Below are 21,859 nucleotides of genomic sequence, written 5' to 3'. Positions count from 1 at the left end.
CGGGCCGGACGCGGAGCGTCAGCGACCGGACCGGCGGCGCGACAGCACCACCACGGCGACGACGAGTCCGGCCAGCAGCGCGGCCGCCAGGCCCGCGAGCAGCGCGGCCGGCAGTCGCGAGGACTCGGGCTCCTCCCCCGCCAGCCGGGCCCGGTCGACAGCGTTCTGCCGGTACGCCTGAGCGAGCAGGTTGGTGGGCGACGACTTCGTCACGGTGTCGAACCGGCTGATCGCCTCCGCGTCCCGGCCGGCGAAGAAGGCATCCAAGCCGCTGCGGTACACCCGGTCCGGATCCGCGAGTCCGCCCTGGACGCCGGCCTCGCCGAGCAGGCCGGTCACCACTTGGATCGGCACCAGGGCGCGGTTGGCTCCGCCGTTGGCAGCCCGGTCGTTGTCGAGCACCCCGACGACCCGACCGCTGGTGTCGACGGCGATGCCCCCGTGTGAGTAGATGCCGACGTCGCCGTTGATCCGGGCGACGGCGACCGCGCCCTGGTTGGCGGTGCCGGCCACCTGCACGGACTTGGACTGGAGGGTGTAGGTCGCGGCCCGGAAGTCGGTGTCGGTGGTGCTGTACCCGAGCACGAGCAGCGACGTGCCGGAGCCGAGGGTGGCCTCCGTGTTCAGTTCAACCGCGGGAACGTTGGTCTGGGTGAGCTTCACGAGCGCCAGGTTGCCGTTGTCGACGGGAAGGACGCGTACCACCTCGACCGGCGCCGCCGGGTCGGCCGTCAGGTCGCCGCGCGCCACGTTGAGCTGCCCGAACACCTCGTTGGTGGGCTCGGTCCCGGGTTCGTTGCCGGTGAAGCTGGTGGTGGCCATCCTCGTGCGGACGTACTGGTCCAGGCCCGACGCCGTGAGCTTCTTCTGCTCGATGAGGATCCGACCCAGGGTGTAGAGCGCCCGCTCCCGGGTGGCGTCCTCCGCCGGCCGTACGCACTGACCGTTGGTGAGCGCCTGGCCGCTCGCATTGACCACGAATCCGGTGCACCGCCGCTTGAAGGTGATGGGGGTGGCGCTGAGCGGGACGTTGGACTTCGTCTCCCGCAGCACCCCGGTGAAGACCGCCTCGATGAAGACCATGGCGGGCGCCGCGATGGCCAACGCCCGTTCCTCCGGGCTGTACGGCGCCGCCTGCGCCCAGGGCTTCAGGCCCGGGTTGACCGCGGCCCCGTTGGGGAACGCCGAAGGACCCACGGTCGGGGTCGGCCCGGGCTGGGCGGACTCGCCCGGGGCGAGCACCCAGACCGCGGCACCCGTGCCGAGGGCGACCACCAGGATGAGGGCCGCGACGCCCATCCAGACGCCGGCACGTCGTTTGGGCGGCTCCGACGGCCTGATCCGGGGAGCCTGCGCGGAGAACGGGTCGTACGGCGCAGCGGCCGGCTGGGCTGCCGGCGACAGGGGTGCGCTGGCGACCGGCTGCGCGGGTGTCACGGTGGTCGGCGCGTCCCAGGAGGGCGCGGCGGAGACCGGATTCGGGGTCGACGCCTCCCTCTGCTCGGGCATCGGTCCGGCCTGCACCGCCCACGGGGCGTGTGGCGGAGCGGACGTCGGATGCGGCGCGCCGGACACCGGATGCGGGGGCGTGGAGGCAGGCTGGGAGGACACCGGTCGGGATGGTGCAGACACCGGTGCCGGGGCGTCCGGCCCGGGCGACACCGGGTGGTATTCGACGCCCAACGCGCGCAGGAGCTTCTCCGCGCCGGGGCCGGCCTCGGCGGGATAGGCGACCCAGGGGGCGGGGGCCGAGAAGTCCGCGTACGTGTAGGCCTGGCCACCGGGCCCCTGGGCCAGCACGTTCGCCATGGCCGAGTAGGCCTCCCGCCAGCGTGGGTCGTTCGCCACGACAGCGTCGAGCACGGCCACCGTGACGAATCGGCCCTGCGCGTCGATGGCCGCCCATGCCTTCCCGACCTGGCAGGTGCCCAGGATGTGGGTGAACCTGTACGGGCCATCCGGCTGCATGCCAACTCCTCCGCTCGACCGCCGTGCGGATCCTACAGAGGCGATGCTCGCGCGGGCCTCGGCCGGTCGTCGGGCGGACAGCGCCCGCACCGGTTCCGTCGCGACTCGAACACGGTCCGAAGTCAGCGCATTTGTCCACATTAGAAGTAACGCCACGGACTGGCGTCGCCGCATTGCTTGTGAAAGTTTTCATGCATAGAGTCGCGGCATGAATGAGGGAGCTGTCGTGGCGCCCACCGAGCGGGTGCTGGACCTGTTCCAGGGGGTCCGGCTCACCCCCACCCAGCGCCGCATCGCGCACTGCCTCGTGCAGCACGCGCCGGCCGCCGCGTACCTGTCGGCGGCCGAGGTCGCCGAGCTGGCGGGGGTCAGCCAGCCGTCGGTCACCCGGTTCGCGGTCGCGCTAGGCCACGACGGCTACCCCGCGCTGCGCCGCCGGCTGCGCGAGCTGTCCGCCGGCGCCCCGGGCGACGCGACCGGCGCCGACAACGAGCTCCAGCAGGCGGTACGCGCCGAGATCGGCAACCTCGACCGCCTCGCCGGGCAGCTCGCCGACCGGGACCGGATCGCCGAGACCGGGAGGCTGCTGGCCGCCAGCCGCCCCCTGCCGGTGCTGGGCCTGCGCGCCGCCGCCCCGCTGGCCGCCTACTTCGCCTACTTCGCCGCCAAGGTGCACCCCGACGTACGGGTGCTCGACGACGGCGGCAGCCTGCTCACCGACCGCCTCGAACAGGCCGCCGAGGCCGGGGCGGGCGCCCTGCTCGCCTTCGTCCTGCCCCGCTATCCCCGGGAGACCCTGGACGCGCTGCGCGAGGCGCGGGCCGCCGGCCTCACCGTGGTGGCCATCACCGACTCACCGGTCAGCCCGGCCACCGAGCACGCCGACGTGGTGCTGCCCGCCGCGGTCGGCGCGCAGCTCGTCTTCGACCTGCACACCGCGCCGATGACCCTGGCCATGGTGCTGCTCCAGGCCATCTGCGACGCCACCCCGACCGACACCCAGCGCCGGCTGGAGGCCTTCGAAGCCTCCGCCGCCCGCCGCCAGTTGTTCCTCGGATGACCCGGAGGAGAGCCGAGATGACCCAGCCCGTCCGCGCCGCACGCGGCACCGAACGCACCGCCCGTGGGTGGCCCCAGGAGGCCGCGCTGCGGATGCTGATGAACAACCTCGACCCGCAGGTGGCCGAGCGCCCCGACGACCTGGTGGTCTACGGCGGCACCGGGAAGGCGGCGCGGGACTGGCCGTCGTACCACGCGCTGGTGCGTACCCTGACCGACCTGCGCGACGACGAGACCATGCTGGTGCAGTCGGGCCGGCCGGTGGGCGTCATGCGTACGCACGAGTGGGCGCCCCGGGTGCTGCTGGCCAACTCGAACCTGGTGGGCGACTGGGCCACCTGGCCGGAGTTCCGTCGCCTCGAACAGCTCGGCCTCACCATGTACGGGCAGATGACCGCCGGCTCGTGGATCTACATCGGCACCCAGGGCATCCTCCAGGGCACCTACGAGACGTTCGCCGCCGTCGCCGCGAAACGGTTCGGGGGAACCCTGGCGGGCACGCTGACGCTGACCGCCGGCTGCGGCGGGATGGGCGGGGCGCAGCCCCTCGCGGTCACCATGAACGGCGGCGTCTGCCTGATCGTCGACGTGGACCGGACCCGCCTGGACCGGCGGGTGCACGACCGCTACCTCGACGAGGTCGCCGACTCCCTGGACGACGCCGTCGAGCGGGTGCTCGCCGCGAAGCGGGACCGGCGGGCGCTGAGTGTCGGCGTGGTCGGCAACGCGGCCACGGTCTTCCCGGAACTGCTGCGCCGGGGTGCCGACATCGACATCGTCACCGACCAGACCAGCGCGCACGACCCGCTGTCGTACGTGCCGGAGGGGGTGGAGCCGGCCGACGCGCCGGACCTCGCGAAGGCGAAGCCGGCCGAGTTCACCGACCGGGCGCGGGCGTCGATGGCGAAGCACGTCGAGGCGATGGTCGGGTTCCTGGACGCCGGCGCGGAGGTCTTCGACTACGGCAACTCGATCCGGGGCGAGGCGAAGCTCGGCGGCTTCGAGCGGGCCTTCGACTTCCCCGGCTTCGTGCCCGCGTACATCCGGCCGCTGTTCTGCGAGGGCAAGGGCCCGTTCCGGTGGGCGGCGCTCTCCGGGGACCCGGCCGACATCGCCGCGACCGACCGGGCGATCCTGGAGCTGTTCCCGGAGAACGAGTCCCTCGCGCGGTGGATCCGGATGGCCGGCGAGCGGGTCGCGTTACAGGGCCTGCCGGCGCGGATCTGCTGGCTCGGCTACGGCGAACGGGACAAGGCGGGCGTGCGGTTCAACGAGATGGTCGCCTCCGGCGAGCTCTCCGCGCCGGTGGTGATCGGCCGGGACCACCTGGACTGCGGCAGCGTGGCGAGTCCCTACCGGGAGACCGAAGCGATGGCCGACGGCTCCGACGCGGTCGCCGACTGGCCGCTGCTCAACGCGCTGGTCAACACCGCCAGCGGGGCGTCCTGGGTGTCGATCCACCACGGCGGCGGGGTCGGCATCGGCCGGTCCATCCACGCCGGGCAGGTCTGCGTCGCCGACGGCACGGCGCTGGCCGGGCAGAAGATCGAACGGGTGCTGACCAACGACCCGGCGATGGGTGTCATCCGGCACGTCGACGCCGGCTACGACGACGCCCGCGAGGTCGCGGAGGCCACCGGCGTGCGGGTGCCGATGGCGGAGGGGGACAACCCGTGAGCGCGAGGAGTGCAGCGCAGCGGAGCCCCGCAGTCGCGACCAACGGAGGTACCGCATGAGCGGCCTCGCCGGCCGGTTCCGGGCGCTGTGGGACGAGATCGCACCGGTCGGGCGCGACGAGGGCAGCGGCGGCTACCTGCGGTACGCGCTGACCGGGCCGGAGCTGCGGCTGCGGGAGTGGTTCCGCGCGCAGGCCGACCGCCGGGGCATGCCGGTCACCGACGACGGCAACGGCAACCTGTTCGCCCGGTGGGGTGATCCGGAGGCCGGCGACGCGGTGCTGACGGGCAGTCACTTCGACTCGGTGCCGCACGGCGGGGCCTACGACGGGCCGCTCGGCATCGTCAGCGCGTTCCTCGCCGTCGACGAGCTGCGCGCGGCCGGCGTCGCGCCGGCCCGACCCGTGGTGGTCGGCGCGTTCGTGGAGGAGGAGGGCGCGCGGTTCGGCGTACCGTGCCTGGGGTCGCGGCTGCTCGCCGGGGAGATCGCGGTGGAGCGCGCGGCCGGGTTGCGCGACGCCGGCGGGGTGAGCTTCGCCGAGGCGCTGGGCGCCCGGCCGGCGGGCGCCCGGCCCGAGCTGCTCGGCGGCTTCGCCGCCTTCGTCGAGCTGCACGTCGAGCAGGGCCGCGCGATGGTGGACGCCGGCGCGCCGGTCGGGGTGGCCAGCGCGATCTGGCCGCACGGCCGCTGGCGCTTCGAGTTCACCGGCGAGGGCAACCACGCCGGTACGACCCGGATGGCCGACCGCCGCGACCCCATGCTGACGTACGCCTTCACGGTGCTGGCGGCCAACAAGGAGGCGCGGCTGCGCGGCGCCCACGCCACCGTCGGCCGGGTGGCGGTCGAGCCGAACGCCACCAACGCGATCCCGTCGAGGGTGACCGGCTGGCTGGACGCCCGGGCCGCCGAGCCGGAGACGCTGACGGGGCTGGTCGACGCGGTACGCGCGAAGGCCGCCGAGCGGGCCCGCCGCGACGGTACGGAGCTGGCGCTTACGGAGGAGTCGGCCACTCCGCTGGTCTCCTTCGACGGCGGCCTGGCCGACCGGCTGGCGACCCTGCTCGACGCGCCGGTGCTGCCGACCGGAGCCGGGCACGACGCCGGGGTGCTCGCCGCGCACCTGCCCACGGCGATGCTCTTCGTGCGCAACCCGACGGGGGTGTCGCACTCGCCGGCGGAGTCGGCCAGCGACGCCGACTGCGCGGCCGGGGCCACCGCCCTGGCCCGGGTGCTGGAGGAGCTGGCATGCCGCCGCTGACCACGATCGGGCGACGTTCTCCTTCCCGTCTGCGGGGCCGGGGTCGCTGTTGCGGCCCTTTCGAGCTGATGTCGCAGACGACTCAGCCCGGCGGCGATCGGCCGGCACCACAGCCGACCCGGCCCCACCGTGATCGACTGATGTCGCAGACGATTCAGCTCGACAGGGGGCACACGACATGACCGGGACCCGCTGGCTGGCCGAGTACGCCTGGCTGCCCGACCACGCCGAGCCGACCGCCGACGTGCTGATCGAGACGACCGACGGGCGGATCACCGGGGTGACGCCGCTGACGGCCGGGAGCACGCCGCCCGCCGGGGTCGAGGTCATGACCGATGCCGAGCGGCTGCCCGGGCTGACCCTGCCCGGGCTCGCCAACGCGCACTCGCACGCGTTCCACCGGGCACTGCGCGGGCGCACCCACGGCGGGCGCGGCGACTTCTGGACCTGGCGCGACCGGATGTACGCGGTGGCGCAGCGGCTGGACCCGGACTCGTACCTGGCCCTGGCCCGGGCGGTCTACGCCGAGATGGCGCTGGCCGGCATCACCTGTGTCGGCGAGTTCCACTACGTGCACCACGACCCGGACGGCACCCCGTACGCGGACCCGAACGCGATGGGCGCGGCGCTGGTCGAGGCCGCCGCGCACGCCGGGATCCGGATCACCCTGCTGGACACCTGCTACCTCACCGCCACCGTCGACGGGGAGCCGCTCGCCGGACCGCAGCGGCGCTTCGGCGACGGCGACGCGCTGCGCTGGGCGGAGCGGGTCGACGCGTTCCGGCCCGCCGACGACCACGCCCGGGTCGGTGCGGCGATCCACTCGGTGCGCGCGGTGCCCGCCGGACAGCTCGCCACCGTGGCCGGCTGGGCGGACCGGCGCGGCGCACCCCTGCACGTGCACCTCTCCGAGCAGCCCGCCGAGAACGACGCCTGCCGGGCCGCGCACGGCTGCACCCCGGCCCGGCTGCTCGCCGACCGGGGGGCGCTCGGCCCGAACACCACGGCCGTGCACGCCACCCACCTGACCGGCGGCGACCTCACGCTGCTCGGGGACGCCGGCACGGGCGTCTGCCTCTGCCCCACCACCGAGCGGGACCTGGCCGACGGGATCGGCCCGGCCCGGCGGATGGCCGACGTCGGCCTGCCGCTCAGCCTGGGCAGCGACAGCCACGCCGTGATCGACCTCTTCGAGGAGGCGCGCGCGGTCGAACTGGACGAGCGGCTGCGCACCCGCCGGCGCGGCCACTTCTCCCCCGCCGAGCTGCGCGACGCGGCCACCGTCGGCGGTCACGCCGCGCTGGGCTGGCGCGACGCCGGGCGGATCGCCGTGGGGGCGCGCGCCGACCTGGTGACCGTACGGCTGGACAGCCCGCGCACGGCCGGCGTACCGCCGGTGGGGGTCTGGTTCGCGGCGGGCGCCGCCGACGTCGCGCAGGTCGTGGTGGACGGCCGGACGGTGGTGCGCGACGGCCGGCACCTGACCGTCGACGTGCCGGCCGAACTGACCGCGACGATCGAGGAGGTGACCTCGTGAGCAGTCTACTGGTCGACGACATCGGCGAGCTGGTGACCAACGACCCGCCCGGCGACGAGGGCGGCCCGCTGGGCATCCGGCGCGACGCCGCCCTGCTGGTCGAGGAGGGGCGGGTGGCCTGGATCGGGCCGTCCCGCGACGCGCCGGCCGCCGACCGGCGACTGGACGCCCGGGGCGCCGCCGTGCTCCCCGGCTTCGTGGACAGCCACGCCCACCTGGTCTTCGCCGGGGACCGGGCCGCCGAGTTCGCCGCCCGGATGGCCGGGCAGCCGTACACCGGCGGCGGCATCCGGACCACCGTCGGCGCGACCCGGGCGGCCACCGACGACGAGCTGCGGGCCACCGTGCGCCGGCTGCGCGGCGAGGCGATGCGGCAGGGCACCACCACCATGGAGATCAAGAGCGGGTACGGCCTCACCGTCGCCGACGAGGCCCGCTCGTTGGCGATCGCCGCCGAGGTCAGCGAGGAGACCACCTTCCTCGGCGCGCACGTGGTCCCCGCCGAGTACGCCGACCGCCCCGACGACTACGTGGGCCTGGTCTGCGGGCCGATGCTGGCCGCCGCCGCGCCGCACGCCCGCTGGATCGACGTCTTCTGCGAGCGGGGCGCGTTCGACGTCGACCACGCCCGCGCCATCCTCGCCTGCGGGCAGGCCGTCGGGCTGGGCGTGCGGGTGCACGCCAACCAGCTCGGCCCCGGGCCGGGCGTCCAGCTCGGCGTGGAGCTGGGCGCCGCCAGCGTCGACCACTGCACCCACCTGACCGACGCCGACGTCGACGCGCTGGCCTCGGCCGGCGAGACGTGGGTCTCCGGATTCGAGCCGACCACCGTCGCGACCCTGCTGCCCGGCGCCGAGTTCTCCACCCGCTCGCCCTACCCGGACGCCCGCCGACTGCTGGACGCCGGCGTGATCGTGGCGCTGGCGACCGACTGCAACCCCGGTTCGTCGTACACCTCGTCGATGCCGTTCTGCGTCGCGCTCGCCGTACGCGAGATGCGGATGACCCCGGCGGAGGCCGTCTGGGCCGCGACCGCCGGCGGCGCCCGGGCGCTGCGCCGCGACGACGTCGGGGTGCTGCGGCCCGGGGCCCGGGCCGACCTGATGATCCTCGACGCCCCGTCCCACCTGCACCTGGCCTACCGGCCCGGTGTGCCACTGATCCGCCAGGTTCTGCGCAACGGAGTGCCCCAATGACCGTCACCGTCCTGCCCACCGGGATCTCCCCCGCCGACGTGCTCGCCGTCGCGCGCGGCACCGCCAAGGTCGTCCTCGACCCGGCCACCGTCGACGCCATGACCGTCAGCCGGTCCATCGTCGACGGCATCGAGGCCGCCGGCCGGCCGGTCTACGGCGTCTCCACCGGCTTCGGCGCGCTGGCGAACACCTTCGTCGCGCCCGAGCGGCGGGCCGAGCTCCAGCACGCGCTGATCCGCTCCCATGCGGCCGGGGTGGGCGCGCCGATGCCGCGCGAGGTGGTCCGGGCCATGATGCTGCTGCGGGTCCGCTCGCTGGCGCTCGGCCGCTCCGGGGTCCGGCCCCTGCTCGCCGAGGCGCTTGTCGACCTGCTCAACCACGACGTGACGCCGTGGGTGCCGGAGCACGGCTCGCTGGGCGCCTCCGGCGACCTGGCGCCGCTGGCGCACTGCGCGCTGGTGCTGCTCGGCGAGGGCTGGGTGCTCGGCCCGGCCGGCGAGCGGCTGCCCGCCGCCGACGCGCTGCGCCGGGCCGGGCTGTCGCCGGTCGGGCTGGCCGCCAAGGAGGGGCTGGCGCTGATCAACGGCACCGACGGCATGCTCGGCATGCTGCTGCTGGCGATCCACGACGCCGCGCACCTGTTCACGATGGCCGACGTCACCGCCGCCCTCGCCATCGAGGCGATGCTCGGCTCGGAGCGGCCGTTCCTGCCGGAGCTGCACGCCATCCGGCCGCACCCCGGGCAGTCGGCCTCGGCGGCGAACATCCACCGGCTGCTCCAGGACTCCCGGGTGATGGACTCGCACCGCGACGACCTCGCGCACGCGGTGCAGGACGCGTACTCGATGCGGTGCGCGCCGCAGGTCGCCGGGGCGGCCCGGGACACCCTGGACTTCGTCCGGACGGTGGCCGGGCGGGAGCTGGTCTCGGTGGTGGACAACCCGGTGGTGCTGCCCGACGGCCGCGTCGAGTCGACCGGCAACTTCCACGGCGCGCCGCTCGGCTTCGCCGCGGACTTCCTGGCCATCGCCGCCGCCGAGGTGGGCGCGATCGCCGAGCGCCGGGTGGACCGGCTGCTCGACGTCACCCGGTCCCGGGAGCTGCCGGCGTTCCTCTCCCCCGACGCGGGGGTCAACTCCGGGCTGATGATCGCCCAGTACACGGCGGCCGGGATCGTCGCGGAGAACCGGCGGCTCGCCGCGCCGGCGTCGGTGGACTCGCTGCCCACCAGCGGCATGCAGGAGGACCACGTCTCCATGGGCTGGGCGGCGGCCAAGAAGCTGCGCACCGTGCTGGACAACCTGACCAGCCTGCTCGCCGTCGAACTGCTCGCCGGGGTACGCGGGCTCCAGCTGCGCGCCCCGCTCACCCCGTCGCCGGCCGGGCGGGCGGCCGTCGCGGCGCTCGGCGGGATCGCCGGGGAACCCGGGCCGGACGTCTTCCTGGCCCCGCTGATGGAGGCCGCCCGGGCCGTGCTGGCCGGGCCCGAGCTGCGCGCCGCCATCGAGCGCGAGATCGGCCCCCTCGACTGACGGCCCGCGCCGGGCCGCCGTGGCGCCACGGTGGCCCGGGCGCCGGCCGGGTGTCAGCCCGCCAGCACCGCCACCCCGATCAGCACGGGCACGGCGGCCACCGTCGACAGCAGGATCGAGTCGCGCGCCAGGACCGTGCCCCGGCCGTAGCGGATCGCGTAGACGAAGACGTTCTGCGCCGTCGGCAGTGCGGCGGTGACCGTGCAGGCCAGCACGAGGTTGGGCGGCAGCCCCATCGCGAAGCGGGCGACGAGGTAGGCGACGGCCGGCTGGACCACCGTCTTGAGGACGACCGCGAGCCGGACGTCGCGTCCGGTGTCGCCGGAGCCGGGCCGCGGTGCGCCGTGCAGGGAGAGGCCGTACGCGATCAGCGTGGCGGGCACCGCCATCGCCGCGACGAGTTCGATCGGCCGCAGGACCGGCTCCGGCGGCAGCCAGCCGGTCAGGCTGGCCGCGACGCCCAGCGCGCACGCGATGGTGACCGGGTTGGTCAGCGGCTGGAGCACCACCGTGCCGAGCGACGGCCTGCTTCCCGCCGTGGCCGCCTCGAGGAAGGCGAACGCGACGGGCGTCATGACGACCAGTTGGAACATCAGCACGGGCGCGACGAACGAGGCGTCCCCGAGGACGTAGACCGCGACGGGGATGCCGATGTTCGCCGCGTTGACGTACGACGAGGCCAGCGCGCCGATCGTCGCGTCCGCGACGGAGCGACGCCAGCAGAGCCGCGCGACGGCGACGAACACCGACGCCACGGCGGTGGTGCTGACCACCGTGACGACGAGGGCGGACGAGACGACCGCGGGCACGTCCGCCCGGGCCACCGTCTCGAACAGCAGCGCCGGAGTCGCGACGAAGAACGCGACGCGGGAGAGGACGGTGGCCGCCTCCGGCCCCAGCACCCCGCCGCGGCCGAGGGCGTAGCCGACGGCGATGACGGTGACGATGACGGCGAACCCCGTCAGCACCCCTCCCACCGGGGCGGGTCCGTCAGCTCGCGGGCGGCAGCACCTTGGCGACCAGCTTGGCCAGCTCGCGCAGCGCCTTGCCCCGGTGGCTGACCGCGTCCTTCTCCTGCGGCGTCAGCTCCGCGTTGGTGCGGTCCTGACCGTCGCCGAGGAAGATCGGGTCGTAGCCGAACCCGCCGTCGCCGCGCGGCGACCGGAGCAGCCGGCCGCTCTGCCGGCCGTCGACCAGGTGCTCCTTGCCGCCGGGCAGCACCAGGGCCACCGTGCAGACGAAGGACGCGGCCCGGTTCTCGTCGGGCAGGTCCGCGATCTGGTCCAGCACGAGCTGGAGGTTGGCCTGGTCGTTGCCGTGCCGGCCGGCCCAGCGGGCGCTGAACACCCCCGGCATGCCGTTGAGGGCCTCGACGGCCAGCCCGGAGTCGTCGGCGATCGTCGGCAGGCCGGTGCGCCGGCAGCCCTCCCGCGCCTTGATCAGCGCGTTCTCGCCGAAGGTCAGGCCGCTCTCGGGCAGCTCCGGGTATTCCTCGACGTCGTCCAGCCCGATCAGGGCGACGCGGTGCGCGCCGAGCGCGCCGTCGAGGATCCGCTGGAGCTCGACGAGCTTCTTGCGGTTACGGGTGGCGAGCAGCACCTTGTTCATCAGAATCCACCTTTGTTCGCGACTGCGGGGCTCGCAAGCTCACTCCTCGCGCTCACGGGAGGGAGAGCGCCTTCCGCTGGGCTTCGGCCAGTTCCACGCAGCCGGCGACGGCCAGGTCGAGCAGGGCGTCGAGCTGCTCGCGGGCGAACACGCCCGCCTCCCCGGTGCCCTGCACCTCGACGAACTCGCCGGTGCCGGTGCACACCACGTTCATGTCGACCTCGGCGGCGACGTCCTCGGTGTAGTCGAGGTCCAGCCGGGGCTCGCCGTCGATGATCCCGACGCTGATCGCGGCCACCGAGCGGTGCATCACCTTCTCCGGCTTGCCGGCCAGCGACTTGCGCCCGGCCAGCCAGGTCACCGCGTCGTGCAGCGCCACGTACGCGCCGGTGATCGCGGCGGTGCGGGTGCCGCCGTCGGCCTGGAGCACGTCGCAGTCGAGCACGATCGAGTTCTCGCCGAGGGCCTTCAGGTCGATGGACGCCCGCAGGCTCCGCCCGATCAGCCGGGAGATCTCGTGCGTACGCCCACCGACGCGGCCCTTCACACTCTCCCGGTCGGAGCGGGTGTTGGTGGCCCGTGGCAGCATCGCGTACTCGGCGGTGACCCAGCCGAGCCCGGAGCCCTTGCGCCAGCGGGGCACGCCCTCGGTCACGCTGGCGGTGCAGAGCACCCGGGTGCCGCCGAACTCCACGAGCACCGAGCCCTCCGGATGGGTGCTCCAGCCCCGGGTCAACGTCACAGGTCGGAGTTCGTCGGGTCGCCGCCCGTCAGGTCGCGCCATCCCTGCACCCTATGCGGTGCGGTGGTCGTGCCGTTCCGGGGTGCCCCGGCCCGGTCGACGGCGCGTCCGCCGCCCGGATCAGTCGCACTCACGGATGCGGACGTTGAGCACGAGCGGCCGGTCCCAGCCACTCGGCACCTTGTCCAGGCCCGTCGTCGTCACGGTCGCCCGGCAACCGTTCGCCCGCCACGTCCAGGTGCAGGTGGGGCCGCCGTACTGGAAGCCGTGGGCCACGCAACGCGTCACGTCCTCGATCCTGGCGTCCTGCGCTCCGGCGGTGACGAGCCAGTCGTGCACCCGTTCGCCGAGGTCCACCGGGCACCGCCCCTGCGGGCAGGTGAACCGGTACACCTGCGACGACGCGTCGTCGCCCTCGACGAGCCCGTCGGAGGTGAAGCTGTGCGGCCGCCCCCAGTCCGCGAAGATCGCGCGCCGCTCGGCCATGTCCTGCCGGGGCTCCCACCAACCCAGGTAGCCCGCGATGCCGCCACCGGCGCAGAGCCCGGTCGCGAGCAGCCCGGCGAGCAGCACGAAAAGCACCCGCAGCCCGGTGGACCGGCGCGGCGGTGCCGAGCCGGACCCGGCCGACGGAAGGCCGGCCACCGGCGGGTACGCGACGCGTTGTCCGGGCGGCGGGTAGGGCCCGGCGGCCGACGGCGGGTACGGCCCGGCGGCCGACGGCGGGTGCGGCTGCGGGTGGCCTGGCCAGGTCCCGGCCGGGGCCGGCGGGAACACCGGACCAGGCGGGCCGGGCGGGCCCGTGGGAGGAGTTGGCGGGTGGGGCTGCCAGCCGGCCGACCCGGAGGGGGAGTCGCTCACCGGCGAGATATTAGGCGGACGACCCGGTTTTCGAGGCCCCGCGCGAGGCACGGAGCGGCCGGACGTCGGATTGCCCGGTCAGATCTCGTAGCTGGCGCCGGGCCGGACCACCTCGAGCGGCCCGTCGAAGGCGGCGCCGGCCGACGCCACGGTGTGCGCCTCGCTGCCCCAGGCGGGCACCAGGTGGGTGAGCAGCAGCCGGCCCACCCCCGCCTTGGTCGCCACCTCGCCGGCTTCCCCGCCGGTCAGGTGCAGGTCCGGCGGGTTCTCCACGCCGTCGAGGTAGCTCGCCTCGCAGAGGAACGTGTCGGCGTCCTGGGCCAGCCGCAGCAGCGCGTCGCAGGGCGCGGTGTCCGAGGAGTAACAGAGCACCCGGCCGCCGTGCTCCAGCCGGACGCCGTACGTCTCGACGGGGTGGTTCACCCGGTCGACGGTGACCGCGAACGGGCCGATCGGGAAGGTGCCGGGTTCGAGGGCGTAGAACTGGTAGACGTCCTCGACCGTGCCGTCCTCCTGCCCGTACGCGGCGGCCAACCGGTCCGGTGCGCCGGCGGGGGCGTAGACGGGCAGCGACGGGTAGGGGCCGTCCGGGGCGTAGCGGCGGACCACCACGTACGTCACCGCGTCGAGGATGTGGTCGCAGTGCAGGTGGGTGAGGATGATGGCGTCGGGGGCGTGCAGCCCCGCGTAGCGCTGGAGGTTGGACAGCGACCCGGAGCCGAAGTCGACGAGCAGCCGGAAGCCGTCCGCCTCGACGAGGTAGGCCGAGCAGGGGGACTCGGGACCGGGGAAACTGCCCGCGCAGCCCAGGACGGTCAGTCGCATCGAGTATTCTCACTGTAACTATGCGTAGTTTCCGCGTCGACGGTCCCGCTGTGGATGATCTCTACCGGCGCGTACACCACGCAGGGCAGCCTACGCGCGCCCGCGCGACGACAAGAGTCATCCACAGGAAGTTGTCACCAACGTGACACCCGTCCGGGCCGCCCGCCCGGATCCCGTGACGAGACGGCGTCCGACGGTAGCGCTGGGTGAGCGGGCCGGCCACGTCGCGGGGGCCGTGACGGGCGGCCGGGCCACCGACGTGGGTCGGCCGCCCGGCCACGGGACGTCACGCCCAGAGCTGGCCCTCCAGGGCTTCCTCCGCGTCGGCGAGGGTGCCGCCGTACGCCCCGGTGGAGAGGTACTTCCAGCCGCCGTCGCAGACCACGAAGGCCACGTCGGCCCGCTGGCCGGCGCGGACGGCCTCGTGCGCCACCGCCAGGGCGGCGTGCAGGATCGCGCCCGTGGAGAAGCCTGCGAAGATGCCCTCCACCTCGACGAGCTGCCGGGTCCGCAGCACCGCGTCGCGGGTGCCGACGGAGAAGCGCCGGGACAGCACCGACGCGTCGTAGAGCTCGGGGACGTAGCCCTCGTCGATGTTGCGCAGCCCGTAGACCAGCTCGCCGTAGCGCGGCTCGGCCGCGACGACCTGGATGCCGTCGACCTTCTCGCGCAGGTAGCGCCCGGTGCCCATCAGCGTCCCGGTGGTGCCGAGGCCCGCCACGAAGTGCGTGATCGTGGGCAGGTCGTGCAGCAGCTCCGGGCCGGTGGTCTCGTAGTGCGCCCGGGCGTTCCCCTCGTTGCCGTACTGGTAGAGCATGACCCAGTCGGGGTGCTCGGCCGAGATCTGCTTGGCGGTGGCGACCGCCTGGTTGGAACCGCCCGCCGCCGGCGAGAAGATGATCTCCGCGCCGTACATCCGGAGCAGCTGCACCCGCTCGGTCGAGACGTTCTCCGGCATCACGCAGACCAGCCGGTAGCCGCGCAGCTTGGCCACCATCGCCAGCGAGATGCCGGTGTTGCCGCTGGTCGGTTCGAGGATCGTGTCGCCCGGCCGGAGCCGGCCGGACTCCTCGGCCGCCCGGACCATGAACGTGGCCGCCCGGTCCTTGATGCTGCCGGTCGGGTTCCGGTCCTCCAGCTTCGCCCAGAGCCGCACCGGCGGCGCCCCGTCGGGCACCGTCGGCGAGAGCCGGGGCAGCCCGACCAGGGGAGTTCCTCCGCAGGCGTCGAGAAGGCTGTCGTACCGCGCCATGGCGACCGCCCCCGTCAGCGGGCGGCGGCGGCCGACCGCGCGGCGACCGCGGCGCCGTGCTGGGCGATCGCGGCAGCCGCGGCGAAGCCGAACGCGCCACCGGCGACGGCCGGCAGGATGGTCACGCTGTCGCCGTCGTTGAGCTTGGCGTCCAGCGCGCCGAGGAAACGGACGTCCTCGTCGTTGACGTAGACGTTGACGAAGCGGTGCAGCGCACCGGCGTCGGTGACCAGCCGGGCCTTCAGGCCGGCGTGCCGGGAGTCCAGGTCGGCGAGCAGGTCGCCCAGCGTGTCGCCGGTGCCCTCGACGACCTTCGCGCCGCCGGTGTAGCTGCGCAGGATGGTGGGGATGCGAACCTCGATGGCCATGGTGTCGTGCTCCTCGATGATGGTCGGGCGTGCCGAAGGGTGACGGGACGTAAACGGGTGTGACGGCGCTGGATCAGCGGCCGGAACACTCGTAGTCGACCGTCGCCGGGCTCTGCCCGAACATGTAGGACTGCACGGCGTGCGGGTCCACCCCCGCGTCCACGATCCGGACCGGCTCCTCGGTCACCACGCCGTCGACGATCCGGAAGGAGCGGATCTCCTCCGTGTCGGCGTCGCGGGTGGAGACCAGCAGGTAGTGCGCGCCGGGCTCACCGGCGAACGAGATGTCCGTGCGGGACGGGTAGGCCTCCGTGGCGGTGTGCGAGTGGTAGATGACGACGGGCTCCTCGTCCCGGTCGTCCATCTCGCGCCACACCCGCAGCTGCTCCATCGAGTCGAACTCGTAGAACGTCATGGAACGGGCCGCGTTGTCCATCGGAATGTGCCGGGTGGGGGTGTCGCTGCCGGCGGGACCGGCGACCACGCCGCACGCCTCGTCGGGATGGTCCCGCCGGGCGTGGGCGACGATCGCGTCGATGATCGACCGGTCGATGCTCAGCACGTGGTCCAGCCTAACGCGTACCTGCCGCGACGTTGAGGTGGTGCCGGTCACGCCTAGTCGATCAAGGCGTTGAGCAGGGATTCCTGGAGATAGCCGAGGTACGCGTAGACCGACAGTTGGAACACCCGGCTGGAGGTCGGGTCCTCGGCGACCGCGTCGTCGAGCTCCTCGCCGAGATCGGTGCCGTCCTTGATCTCCAGCCGGACGCCCATCGCCAGCCGGGCGTCGTTGAGCGCCCGCAGCCACGCCTCGGCCGCCTCCGCGTCGAGACGCACCTCGCCGCCGGCCTCGTCGGGCAGCGACGCGAGGATCGCGCCAGCCTGGTCGATCTTGGCGGTCTTGAGGTCGCCCTCGGTGTAGCGGCGGAACTCGGCCGTGCCGGACGGGTCCTCCGGGTAGACCTCGGGGAAGAGCCGGCCCACCACCGGGTCGGTGTGGTCGAAGCCGTCGGTGAGCAGCCCGACCACCTCGGATGCCACCTTCCGCAGCACCCGCACCTCGTCGACGGCGAAGGTGACGACGTAGCGGTCGCCCTGGCGACGGAACATGCTCACGACCGGTCCACCGTCGCCCACAGCCCGTACGCGTGCAGCTGCGACGCGTCGTGCTCCATCCGCTCCCGGGCGCCGCTGGAGACCACGGCGCGGCCCTTGTGGTGCACGTCGAGCATGAGCTCTTCCGCCTTTTCCCGGCTGTAGCCGAAGAGCTTCTGAAAGACCCAGGTCACGTACGTCATGAGGTTGACCGGGTCGTCCCACACGATCGTCACCCACGGCCGGTCGGACGCCGGCACCTCATCGGTGTCCGGCGTCTCGACAGGTGCAACCTGCGGAGCCGCCATGCCCCCCATCGTGCCACCGGAGTCGGCGAACCGAGGAACCGGAACGCCGGCCCGGCGCGGATCGCCGCGTCCTGCCTGGTCAAGGGCGTGGGCGGCAGCGGGCGGCGGCCGCCCGGCACCGACGCCGCAGGCGACCAGATCGCCCTCAGGCGAGCAGGATGCCGTGGTCGACAGCATCGGAGAGCACCCCGTCCAGCGAGAGGCGGACCACCTCGAACCGCCGGGACACCTCCCGGCACAGTTCCAGTTCGACCTCCCGCAGCGCGCGCTGCGCCCAGGCCCGGGCGGCGTTGGGGTCGTGGTTGCCGGGGCTGCGCCAGTGCTGCCAGCAGCCGCCCGAGAGGGCCACGGCCACCGGCGGTAGCACCTCCACGCGCGCCACGCCCGGGTAGCTCGCCAGCGTGTCGGTCGCGCCGGTCCCGGTCAGTCCCGCCACGCCGCCGGTGCTGGTGACGAGCAGCACGCGGTCCAGCTCGTGCTCGCCCCGGTGCTCCGTCAGGCCCCAGCGCAGCGGGGCGTCGAGGCGCCGCCGGACACCCGCCGGCAGCGGCGCGCCGAAGACCCGACCGGCGGCCTCCTCGACGAGCCCGCGCACCGCCTCGTCGCACTGGGCGGTGGCCAGCAGCGACAGCGCCTCCATCTCGCGGTCGAGCAGCTGCGGCAGGCCGGCGCAACCGACCCCGAAGACGATCTCCTGCACCACGCGGAGGTGGATGTTCGCCACCTCCAGGGCGAGGTGCTGGCGGATGCGCCGGGAGGAGGACCGGGCCTGCCGGTCGAGCTGCTCCGACCAGCCACCCGGGTCGGCCACCACCGGCACCCGGCCCTGCGACCCCGGCAGCACCGGCGGCTCGGCGCTCGCCCGTCGCAGCCCCTCGTCGGCGGCCCAGCCGACCAGCGCCCGGCGCAGGTCCGCCCCGTCAGCCGCGGCGTCGATCGGGAACCAGCGGGCGTCGGCGAGCCCGGGCACGGCGGCCAGCAGGGCCGCCCGGTGCGCCTCGACGGTGACCGCGACCGGGTCCACCGGTGCGGGGGCCGACCCGACGGACGCCCCCGTGCCATCCGTCGTGGCCGCGCCCTCCGGCACCGGGGCCCAGCCACCGGCGCCCGGGGTGACCGCGAAGACGACCCCGACGCCGGCACGGGCCAGGTCGGCGAGCAGGTGGAGTTCGACCGCGGTGAAGGCCTGGTCGGCGGCGATCACGAAGAGCACCGCCCCGGACCGGCCCGCCGCGTCGAGCAGCAGCCGGCCGCCGGCCGCCCCGAGGGCACCCGTGTCCGGCGTGTCGACGAGGCTGAAGTGCCGCAGCAGGGGCTCGGGCAGGCTCAGCTCGACCCGGCGCGGCGGGCGCGCGAGCGCCGGCCCGGCGGCCAGCCGGTCGGCGCCGTAGGAATGGGGCTGGCGGTAGCCGGGCACGTACGCGGCCCGCGTCGGCACCTGGGAGTGGCGCACCACGAGCCAACTGCCGGCGGGCACGGCGAGCATGGCGGGATCGAGCTGGAGCAGGTGGGCGAGCACCTCGCGCCGCCCCGCGGCGGCCGGGCCGACGCCGATCACGGCCAGCGGCTCCTCCGGGCGGGGCTCGGTCACCCCCAGCCGGACGGGCAGCCGGTCCCGACGGGGCAGTTCGGCTCCGGCCATGTCGTCGGGCCTGTCGACGGCGGGGAGAGGACCGGGCTTCATCGAAAGCGGCCTCCCGTGGCAGGCGACCGGCAGCGGCCGGCCGCATGGAATCGTCCGGTGACGGCACCCGGATGCCGGAAGAGTACGGGCGGCCAGGTCCCGGGACCGAACACTTCGAATACTCAGAGGTAATCACGAGACTACTCAACTTCGGTGCGTGACGATGTGCACGCGGACGGATTCCGATCGATATGCTGCCCCGATGAGTCGGTGGGGGTTCGTCGGCCGAACGGATGAGCTCAACCGTCTGCTGTCGGCGGTGACCGGCGCGGAGCGGCGGGGCATCTTCTTCAGCGGCAACGCGGGCATCGGCAAGAGCCGCCTGCTGCGCGAGGGGATGGCGGCCCTCCCCCGCGACGGGTACGCCGTCTGGACGATCGCGGCCAGCGCCACCACGGCCGCGCTCCCCTTCGGCGGTCTCGTCCAGGTGCTCCCGACGGAGCAGCCACAGGGCCTCTCCCCCGCCGGCATCCTGCGTTGGGCGGTGGACGTGCTGCAGCAGCAGGCGGCCGGCCGCCGGATCGTGCTCGCGGTCGACGACGCGCACCTGCTCGACCCGCCGTCGGCGGCGCTGGTGCACCTGGTGGCCCGCTCCGACAACGCCACGGTCGTCGGCACGTCACGCGACGGCGAGCAGCTCCCGCTGCCGATCCGCGCCCTGTGGACCGACGGCCTGGTCGACCACGTCGAGCTGAGGCCGCTGCCGCCGGCCGAGACCACACGGCTGCTCTCCGCGATCCTGGAGGGACCGGTCGACGCCACCTCCGCCGACCGGCTCGGCCGGCTCTCCGAGGGCAACCCGCTGCTGCTGCGCGAGCTGGTGTTCGCCGCCGACCGCGGGGAGCTGACCCGCACGTACGGGATCTGGAAGTGGACCGGCCGGCTGGAGCTGGCGCCCAACCTGACCGACCTGATCGACGTCCGGATCGGCCAGCTCACCTCGGGCGTACGCGGGGTGGTGGAGCTGGTCGCCTTCGGTGAACCGCTCGGCCTGCACCTGCTCAACCAGGCCGCCGACCCGGTGGACGTGGAGACCGCCGAGGAACGCGGGCTGATCGCCGTGGAACACGACGACCGCCGGGCGAACGTGCGGCTGGCCCACCCGCTCTACGGCGAGGTGATGCGCCGCCGCTGCCCCGTCAGCCGGACGCGACGGTTGCAGGCCCGCCTCGCCGAGCTGCTGGAGCTGGTCGGCAAGCGACGCCGCGACGACCTGCTCCGGGTGGCCGTGTGGCGGCTCGACTCGGGCACCGCGCAGGATCCGGCCCTGCTGCTCGACGCGGCCCGGCAGGCGTTCGCCCGCTACGACGTACCGCTGGCGACCCGGCTGGCCCGCGCGGCGCTCGACGCGGGCGGCGGCTTCGACGCGGCGGAGCTGCTGGCCACCATCCTGATGTTCGCCGACCGGCCGGACGAGGCGATCGGGGTGCTGGACGCGGTCGCCACCGACATCGAGGGCGACCGGCGGCTGAGCCGCTGGCTGACCGTGCGGGGCATGGTCAGCTACTGGGGGCTGAGCCGGGAGTCCACGGTGGAGGAGATCGCCGCCCGCCGGTCGACCCTGACCGACTCCGCCGACCAGGCCCGGGTGCTGGCCTTCGAGGGCATCATGCGGCTGCACCGGCTGGACACCGGCATCGCGCTGCGGCTCGGGCAGACGGTGCTGGACCGGCCGGCCGCGAGCGTCGCCGCCCGGGAGCTGGCGCGCAGCACGATCGCCCACCTCCAGGCCGCGCAGGGGCAGCTGCACCGCAGCGCCACCGCGATCAACCGGGTGCAGGCCGAGGCGGGCCGGTGGCGGGCGGACATGCCGTACCTGCAACTGGCCCTGGAGCTGGCCCGGGGCACCCGGCTGGCGCTCGCGGGCGACCTGGCCGGCATCGACGCGATCGTGGCCGACGAGTTCGCCGACCTGGCCGGGGCCGGCGACTTCCGGCTCGGCACCGGCTACCTGGCCATCCTCCAGGCGTACGCGGCCCGGCTGCGCGGCCAGAGCGACGCGGCGCTGCGGACCAGCCTCGGCGCCTGCGCGGTGCTCGCCACCAGCCGGGTCTACGCGGGACTGGCCCAGGCCGAGCGGGCCCAGGCGGCGGCGCTGCGGGGCGACGCCGCGCAGGCGGCCGAGGCGATGGCGGAGGCCGACCGCACCCACGCCCCGGGCATGATCGTGCTGTACCCGTGGCTGGAGCAGGCCCGGGGCGCGGTGCTCGCCGCCGGTGGCGACGTGTCCGGCGCCGTCAAGCACCTGAGCGGGCTGGCCGACCGGCTGCGCGCGGACGGCTTCGCCGGCCACGAGGTGCACGTGCTGCACGACCTGGTCCGGCTGGGCCAGGCGACCGCGCCGCTCGGCCCGACCTGCTCCGACGGCGGCCGGCGCACCGTCGCGCAGCGGCTCGCCGAGCTCTCCGAGCGGGTCGACGGGCTGCTGCCCCCGCTGCTCGCCCGGCACGCCCGGGCCACCGCGGGCGGCTCCGCCGACGAACTGCTGGCGGTCGCCGACGGCTTCGACGCGCTCGAGCTGACCGTCTACGCGGCGGAGGCCACCGCCACCGCCCTGGACCGGCTGCGCCGGCAGCGGTCCCCGGCGACGGCCGCGGCCCGGGAACACCTCGCCGCCCTGCTCGGCCGCTGCGACCTGGTCCGTACCCCGGCGTTGCAGGCCGGCCTCCCGGCGCTGAGCGAACGCGAGTGGCAGGTGGCCCGGCTCGCCGCCGACGGGGTGACCAGCCGGGTCATCGCCGAGCGGCTCTACCTCTCGGCCCGCACGGTGGAGAACCACCTCCAGCGGATCTACGGCAAGCTCGGCGTCGCCGGCCGGGCCGAGCTGCGGGCCGCCCTGCGGGCGATCCCGGGCCACGACGGCGGCGATGGCGGGTGAACCCTAGGCTG

The 21,859-nt window shown here is 74.6% G+C and carries 19 protein-coding genes; 7 read left to right on the top strand and 12 right to left on the bottom strand.

Features of this window, described 5'->3' with window-relative positions; all coding sequences use genetic code 11:
* Positions 1-18 precede the first annotated feature (18 nt).
* On the bottom strand, positions 19-1,968 hold the full coding sequence (locus OG989_RS13090) for a trypsin-like peptidase domain-containing protein (protein ID WP_192581381.1): 1,950 nt from the start codon (positions 1,966-1,968) through the stop codon (positions 19-21).
* A 208-nt stretch (positions 1,969-2,176) separates the two neighbouring features.
* Between OG989_RS13090 and OG989_RS13085 the strand changes: the two genes are divergently transcribed.
* The 6 genes from OG989_RS13085 to hutH all read left to right on the top strand — a co-directional run bounded on the left by OG989_RS13085 (position 2,177) and on the right by hutH (position 10,227).
* Complete coding sequence (locus tag OG989_RS13085; RefSeq protein ID WP_151454400.1) at positions 2,177-3,028, top strand: MurR/RpiR family transcriptional regulator; 852 nt, start codon at positions 2,177-2,179, stop codon at positions 3,026-3,028.
* Positions 3,029-3,045: 17 nt separating this feature from the next.
* Entirely contained in the window at positions 3,046-4,704 is a 1,659-nt protein-coding gene (gene hutU, locus OG989_RS13080) for a urocanate hydratase (protein WP_327030649.1), read from the top strand.
* Positions 4,705-4,759: 55 nt separating this feature from the next.
* Entirely contained in the window at positions 4,760-5,962 is a 1,203-nt protein-coding gene (locus OG989_RS13075) for an allantoate amidohydrolase (protein ID WP_327030648.1), read from the top strand.
* Positions 5,963-6,140: 178 nt separating this feature from the next.
* Positions 6,141-7,499 (top strand): formimidoylglutamate deiminase, encoded by a 1,359-nt coding sequence (locus OG989_RS13070; RefSeq protein WP_327030647.1) that lies wholly within the window; start codon positions 6,141-6,143, stop codon positions 7,497-7,499.
* On the top strand, positions 7,496-8,695 hold the full coding sequence (hutI, locus tag OG989_RS13065) for an imidazolonepropionase (protein WP_151454396.1): 1,200 nt from the start codon (positions 7,496-7,498) through the stop codon (positions 8,693-8,695). The genes OG989_RS13070 and hutI overlap by 4 nt, the downstream gene beginning before the upstream one ends.
* Entirely contained in the window at positions 8,692-10,227 is a 1,536-nt protein-coding gene (hutH, locus tag OG989_RS13060) for a histidine ammonia-lyase (protein WP_151454395.1), read from the top strand. The genes hutI and hutH overlap by 4 nt, the downstream gene beginning before the upstream one ends.
* Positions 10,228-10,280: 53 nt before the next feature.
* Here the strand turns inward: hutH and OG989_RS13055 are convergent, their stop codons facing one another.
* The 11 genes from OG989_RS13055 to OG989_RS13005 all read right to left on the bottom strand — a co-directional run bounded on the left by OG989_RS13055 (position 10,281) and on the right by OG989_RS13005 (position 18,970).
* A complete protein-coding gene (locus tag OG989_RS13055; protein WP_225852162.1) occupies positions 10,281-11,195 on the bottom strand; it encodes an AEC family transporter in 915 nt (304 codons plus the stop codon).
* 22 nt (positions 11,196-11,217) lie between these two features.
* Positions 11,218-11,835 carry an RdgB/HAM1 family non-canonical purine NTP pyrophosphatase gene (gene rdgB, locus OG989_RS13050; RefSeq protein ID WP_151454393.1) on the bottom strand — a complete coding sequence of 206 codons (618 nt, stop codon included), beginning with the start codon at positions 11,833-11,835 and terminating at the stop codon, positions 11,218-11,220.
* Between the two features lie 52 nt (positions 11,836-11,887).
* On the bottom strand, positions 11,888-12,619 hold the full coding sequence (rph, locus tag OG989_RS13045) for a ribonuclease PH (protein ID WP_132233860.1): 732 nt from the start codon (positions 12,617-12,619) through the stop codon (positions 11,888-11,890).
* A 78-nt stretch (positions 12,620-12,697) separates the two neighbouring features.
* Positions 12,698-13,222 carry a hypothetical protein gene (locus tag OG989_RS13040; RefSeq protein WP_327030646.1) on the bottom strand — a complete coding sequence of 175 codons (525 nt, stop codon included), beginning with the start codon at positions 13,220-13,222 and terminating at the stop codon, positions 12,698-12,700.
* 294 nt (positions 13,223-13,516) lie between these two features.
* Positions 13,517-14,263, bottom strand: coding sequence for an MBL fold metallo-hydrolase (locus OG989_RS13035; protein ID WP_132233858.1), 747 nt, complete (start codon positions 14,261-14,263; stop codon positions 13,517-13,519).
* Positions 14,264-14,549: 286 nt separating this feature from the next.
* Complete coding sequence (locus OG989_RS13030; RefSeq protein ID WP_151453620.1) at positions 14,550-15,515, bottom strand: PLP-dependent cysteine synthase family protein; 966 nt, start codon at positions 15,513-15,515, stop codon at positions 14,550-14,552.
* 14 nt (positions 15,516-15,529) lie between these two features.
* On the bottom strand, positions 15,530-15,883 hold the full coding sequence (locus OG989_RS13025; RefSeq protein ID WP_327030645.1) for a MoaD family protein: 354 nt from the start codon (positions 15,881-15,883) through the stop codon (positions 15,530-15,532).
* A 73-nt stretch (positions 15,884-15,956) separates the two neighbouring features.
* Entirely contained in the window at positions 15,957-16,445 is a 489-nt protein-coding gene (locus tag OG989_RS13020) for a Mov34/MPN/PAD-1 family protein (RefSeq protein ID WP_132233852.1), read from the bottom strand.
* 53 nt (positions 16,446-16,498) lie between these two features.
* Entirely contained in the window at positions 16,499-16,993 is a 495-nt protein-coding gene (locus tag OG989_RS13015) for a DUF2017 domain-containing protein (RefSeq protein WP_192581321.1), read from the bottom strand.
* A 2-nt stretch (positions 16,994-16,995) separates the two neighbouring features.
* Positions 16,996-17,286, bottom strand: coding sequence for an ATP-dependent Clp protease adapter ClpS (gene clpS / locus OG989_RS13010; RefSeq protein WP_101414370.1), 291 nt, complete (start codon positions 17,284-17,286; stop codon positions 16,996-16,998).
* 145 nt (positions 17,287-17,431) lie between these two features.
* Complete coding sequence (locus OG989_RS13005; RefSeq protein ID WP_327030644.1) at positions 17,432-18,970, bottom strand: hypothetical protein; 1,539 nt, start codon at positions 18,968-18,970, stop codon at positions 17,432-17,434.
* Positions 18,971-19,172: 202 nt separating this feature from the next.
* Between OG989_RS13005 and OG989_RS13000 the strand changes: the two genes are divergently transcribed.
* Positions 19,173-21,848, top strand: a complete 2,676-nt coding sequence (locus tag OG989_RS13000) for a LuxR C-terminal-related transcriptional regulator (RefSeq protein WP_327030643.1) — start codon at positions 19,173-19,175, stop codon at positions 21,846-21,848.
* Positions 21,849-21,859: the final 11 nt, after the last annotated feature.

It is taken from the genome of Micromonospora sp. NBC_01740 (assembly GCF_035920365.1).
Lineage (GTDB): Bacteria > Actinomycetota > Actinomycetes > Mycobacteriales > Micromonosporaceae > Micromonospora > Micromonospora reichwaldensis.
Note: the sequence above shows the minus strand (reverse complement) of the source record. Positions and strands in the feature narration are given on the sequence as shown.

What these genes read in the sequence shown, in the direction of transcription:
- clpS (WP_101414370.1), bottom strand. Translation starts at nt 17,286, where the DNA reads ATGGCGGCTCCGCAGGTTGCACCTGTCGAGACGCCGGACACCGATGAG.
- OG989_RS13070 (WP_327030647.1), top strand. Translation starts at nt 6,141, where the DNA reads ATGACCGGGACCCGCTGGCTGGCCGAGTACGCCTGGCTGCCCGACCAC.
- rph (WP_132233860.1), bottom strand. Translation starts at nt 12,619, where the DNA reads ATGGCGCGACCTGACGGGCGGCGACCCGACGAACTCCGACCTGTGACG.
- OG989_RS13035 (WP_132233858.1), bottom strand. Translation starts at nt 14,263, where the DNA reads ATGCGACTGACCGTCCTGGGCTGCGCGGGCAGTTTCCCCGGTCCCGAG.
- OG989_RS13000 (WP_327030643.1), top strand. Translation starts at nt 19,173, where the DNA reads ATGAGTCGGTGGGGGTTCGTCGGCCGAACGGATGAGCTCAACCGTCTG.
- rdgB (WP_151454393.1), bottom strand. Translation starts at nt 11,835, where the DNA reads ATGAACAAGGTGCTGCTCGCCACCCGTAACCGCAAGAAGCTCGTCGAG.
- OG989_RS13085 (WP_151454400.1), top strand. Translation starts at nt 2,177, where the DNA reads ATGAATGAGGGAGCTGTCGTGGCGCCCACCGAGCGGGTGCTGGACCTG.
- OG989_RS13025 (WP_327030645.1), bottom strand. Translation starts at nt 15,883, where the DNA reads ATGGCCATCGAGGTTCGCATCCCCACCATCCTGCGCAGCTACACCGGC.
- OG989_RS13075 (WP_327030648.1), top strand. Translation starts at nt 4,760, where the DNA reads ATGAGCGGCCTCGCCGGCCGGTTCCGGGCGCTGTGGGACGAGATCGCA.
- hutU (WP_327030649.1), top strand. Translation starts at nt 3,046, where the DNA reads ATGACCCAGCCCGTCCGCGCCGCACGCGGCACCGAACGCACCGCCCGT.
- OG989_RS13030 (WP_151453620.1), bottom strand. Translation starts at nt 15,515, where the DNA reads ATGGCGCGGTACGACAGCCTTCTCGACGCCTGCGGAGGAACTCCCCTG.
- OG989_RS13090 (WP_192581381.1), bottom strand. Translation starts at nt 1,968, where the DNA reads ATGCAGCCGGATGGCCCGTACAGGTTCACCCACATCCTGGGCACCTGC.
- OG989_RS13005 (WP_327030644.1), bottom strand. Translation starts at nt 18,970, where the DNA reads ATGAAGCCCGGTCCTCTCCCCGCCGTCGACAGGCCCGACGACATGGCC.
- hutH (WP_151454395.1), top strand. Translation starts at nt 8,692, where the DNA reads ATGACCGTCACCGTCCTGCCCACCGGGATCTCCCCCGCCGACGTGCTC.
- OG989_RS13015 (WP_192581321.1), bottom strand. Translation starts at nt 16,993, where the DNA reads ATGTTCCGTCGCCAGGGCGACCGCTACGTCGTCACCTTCGCCGTCGAC.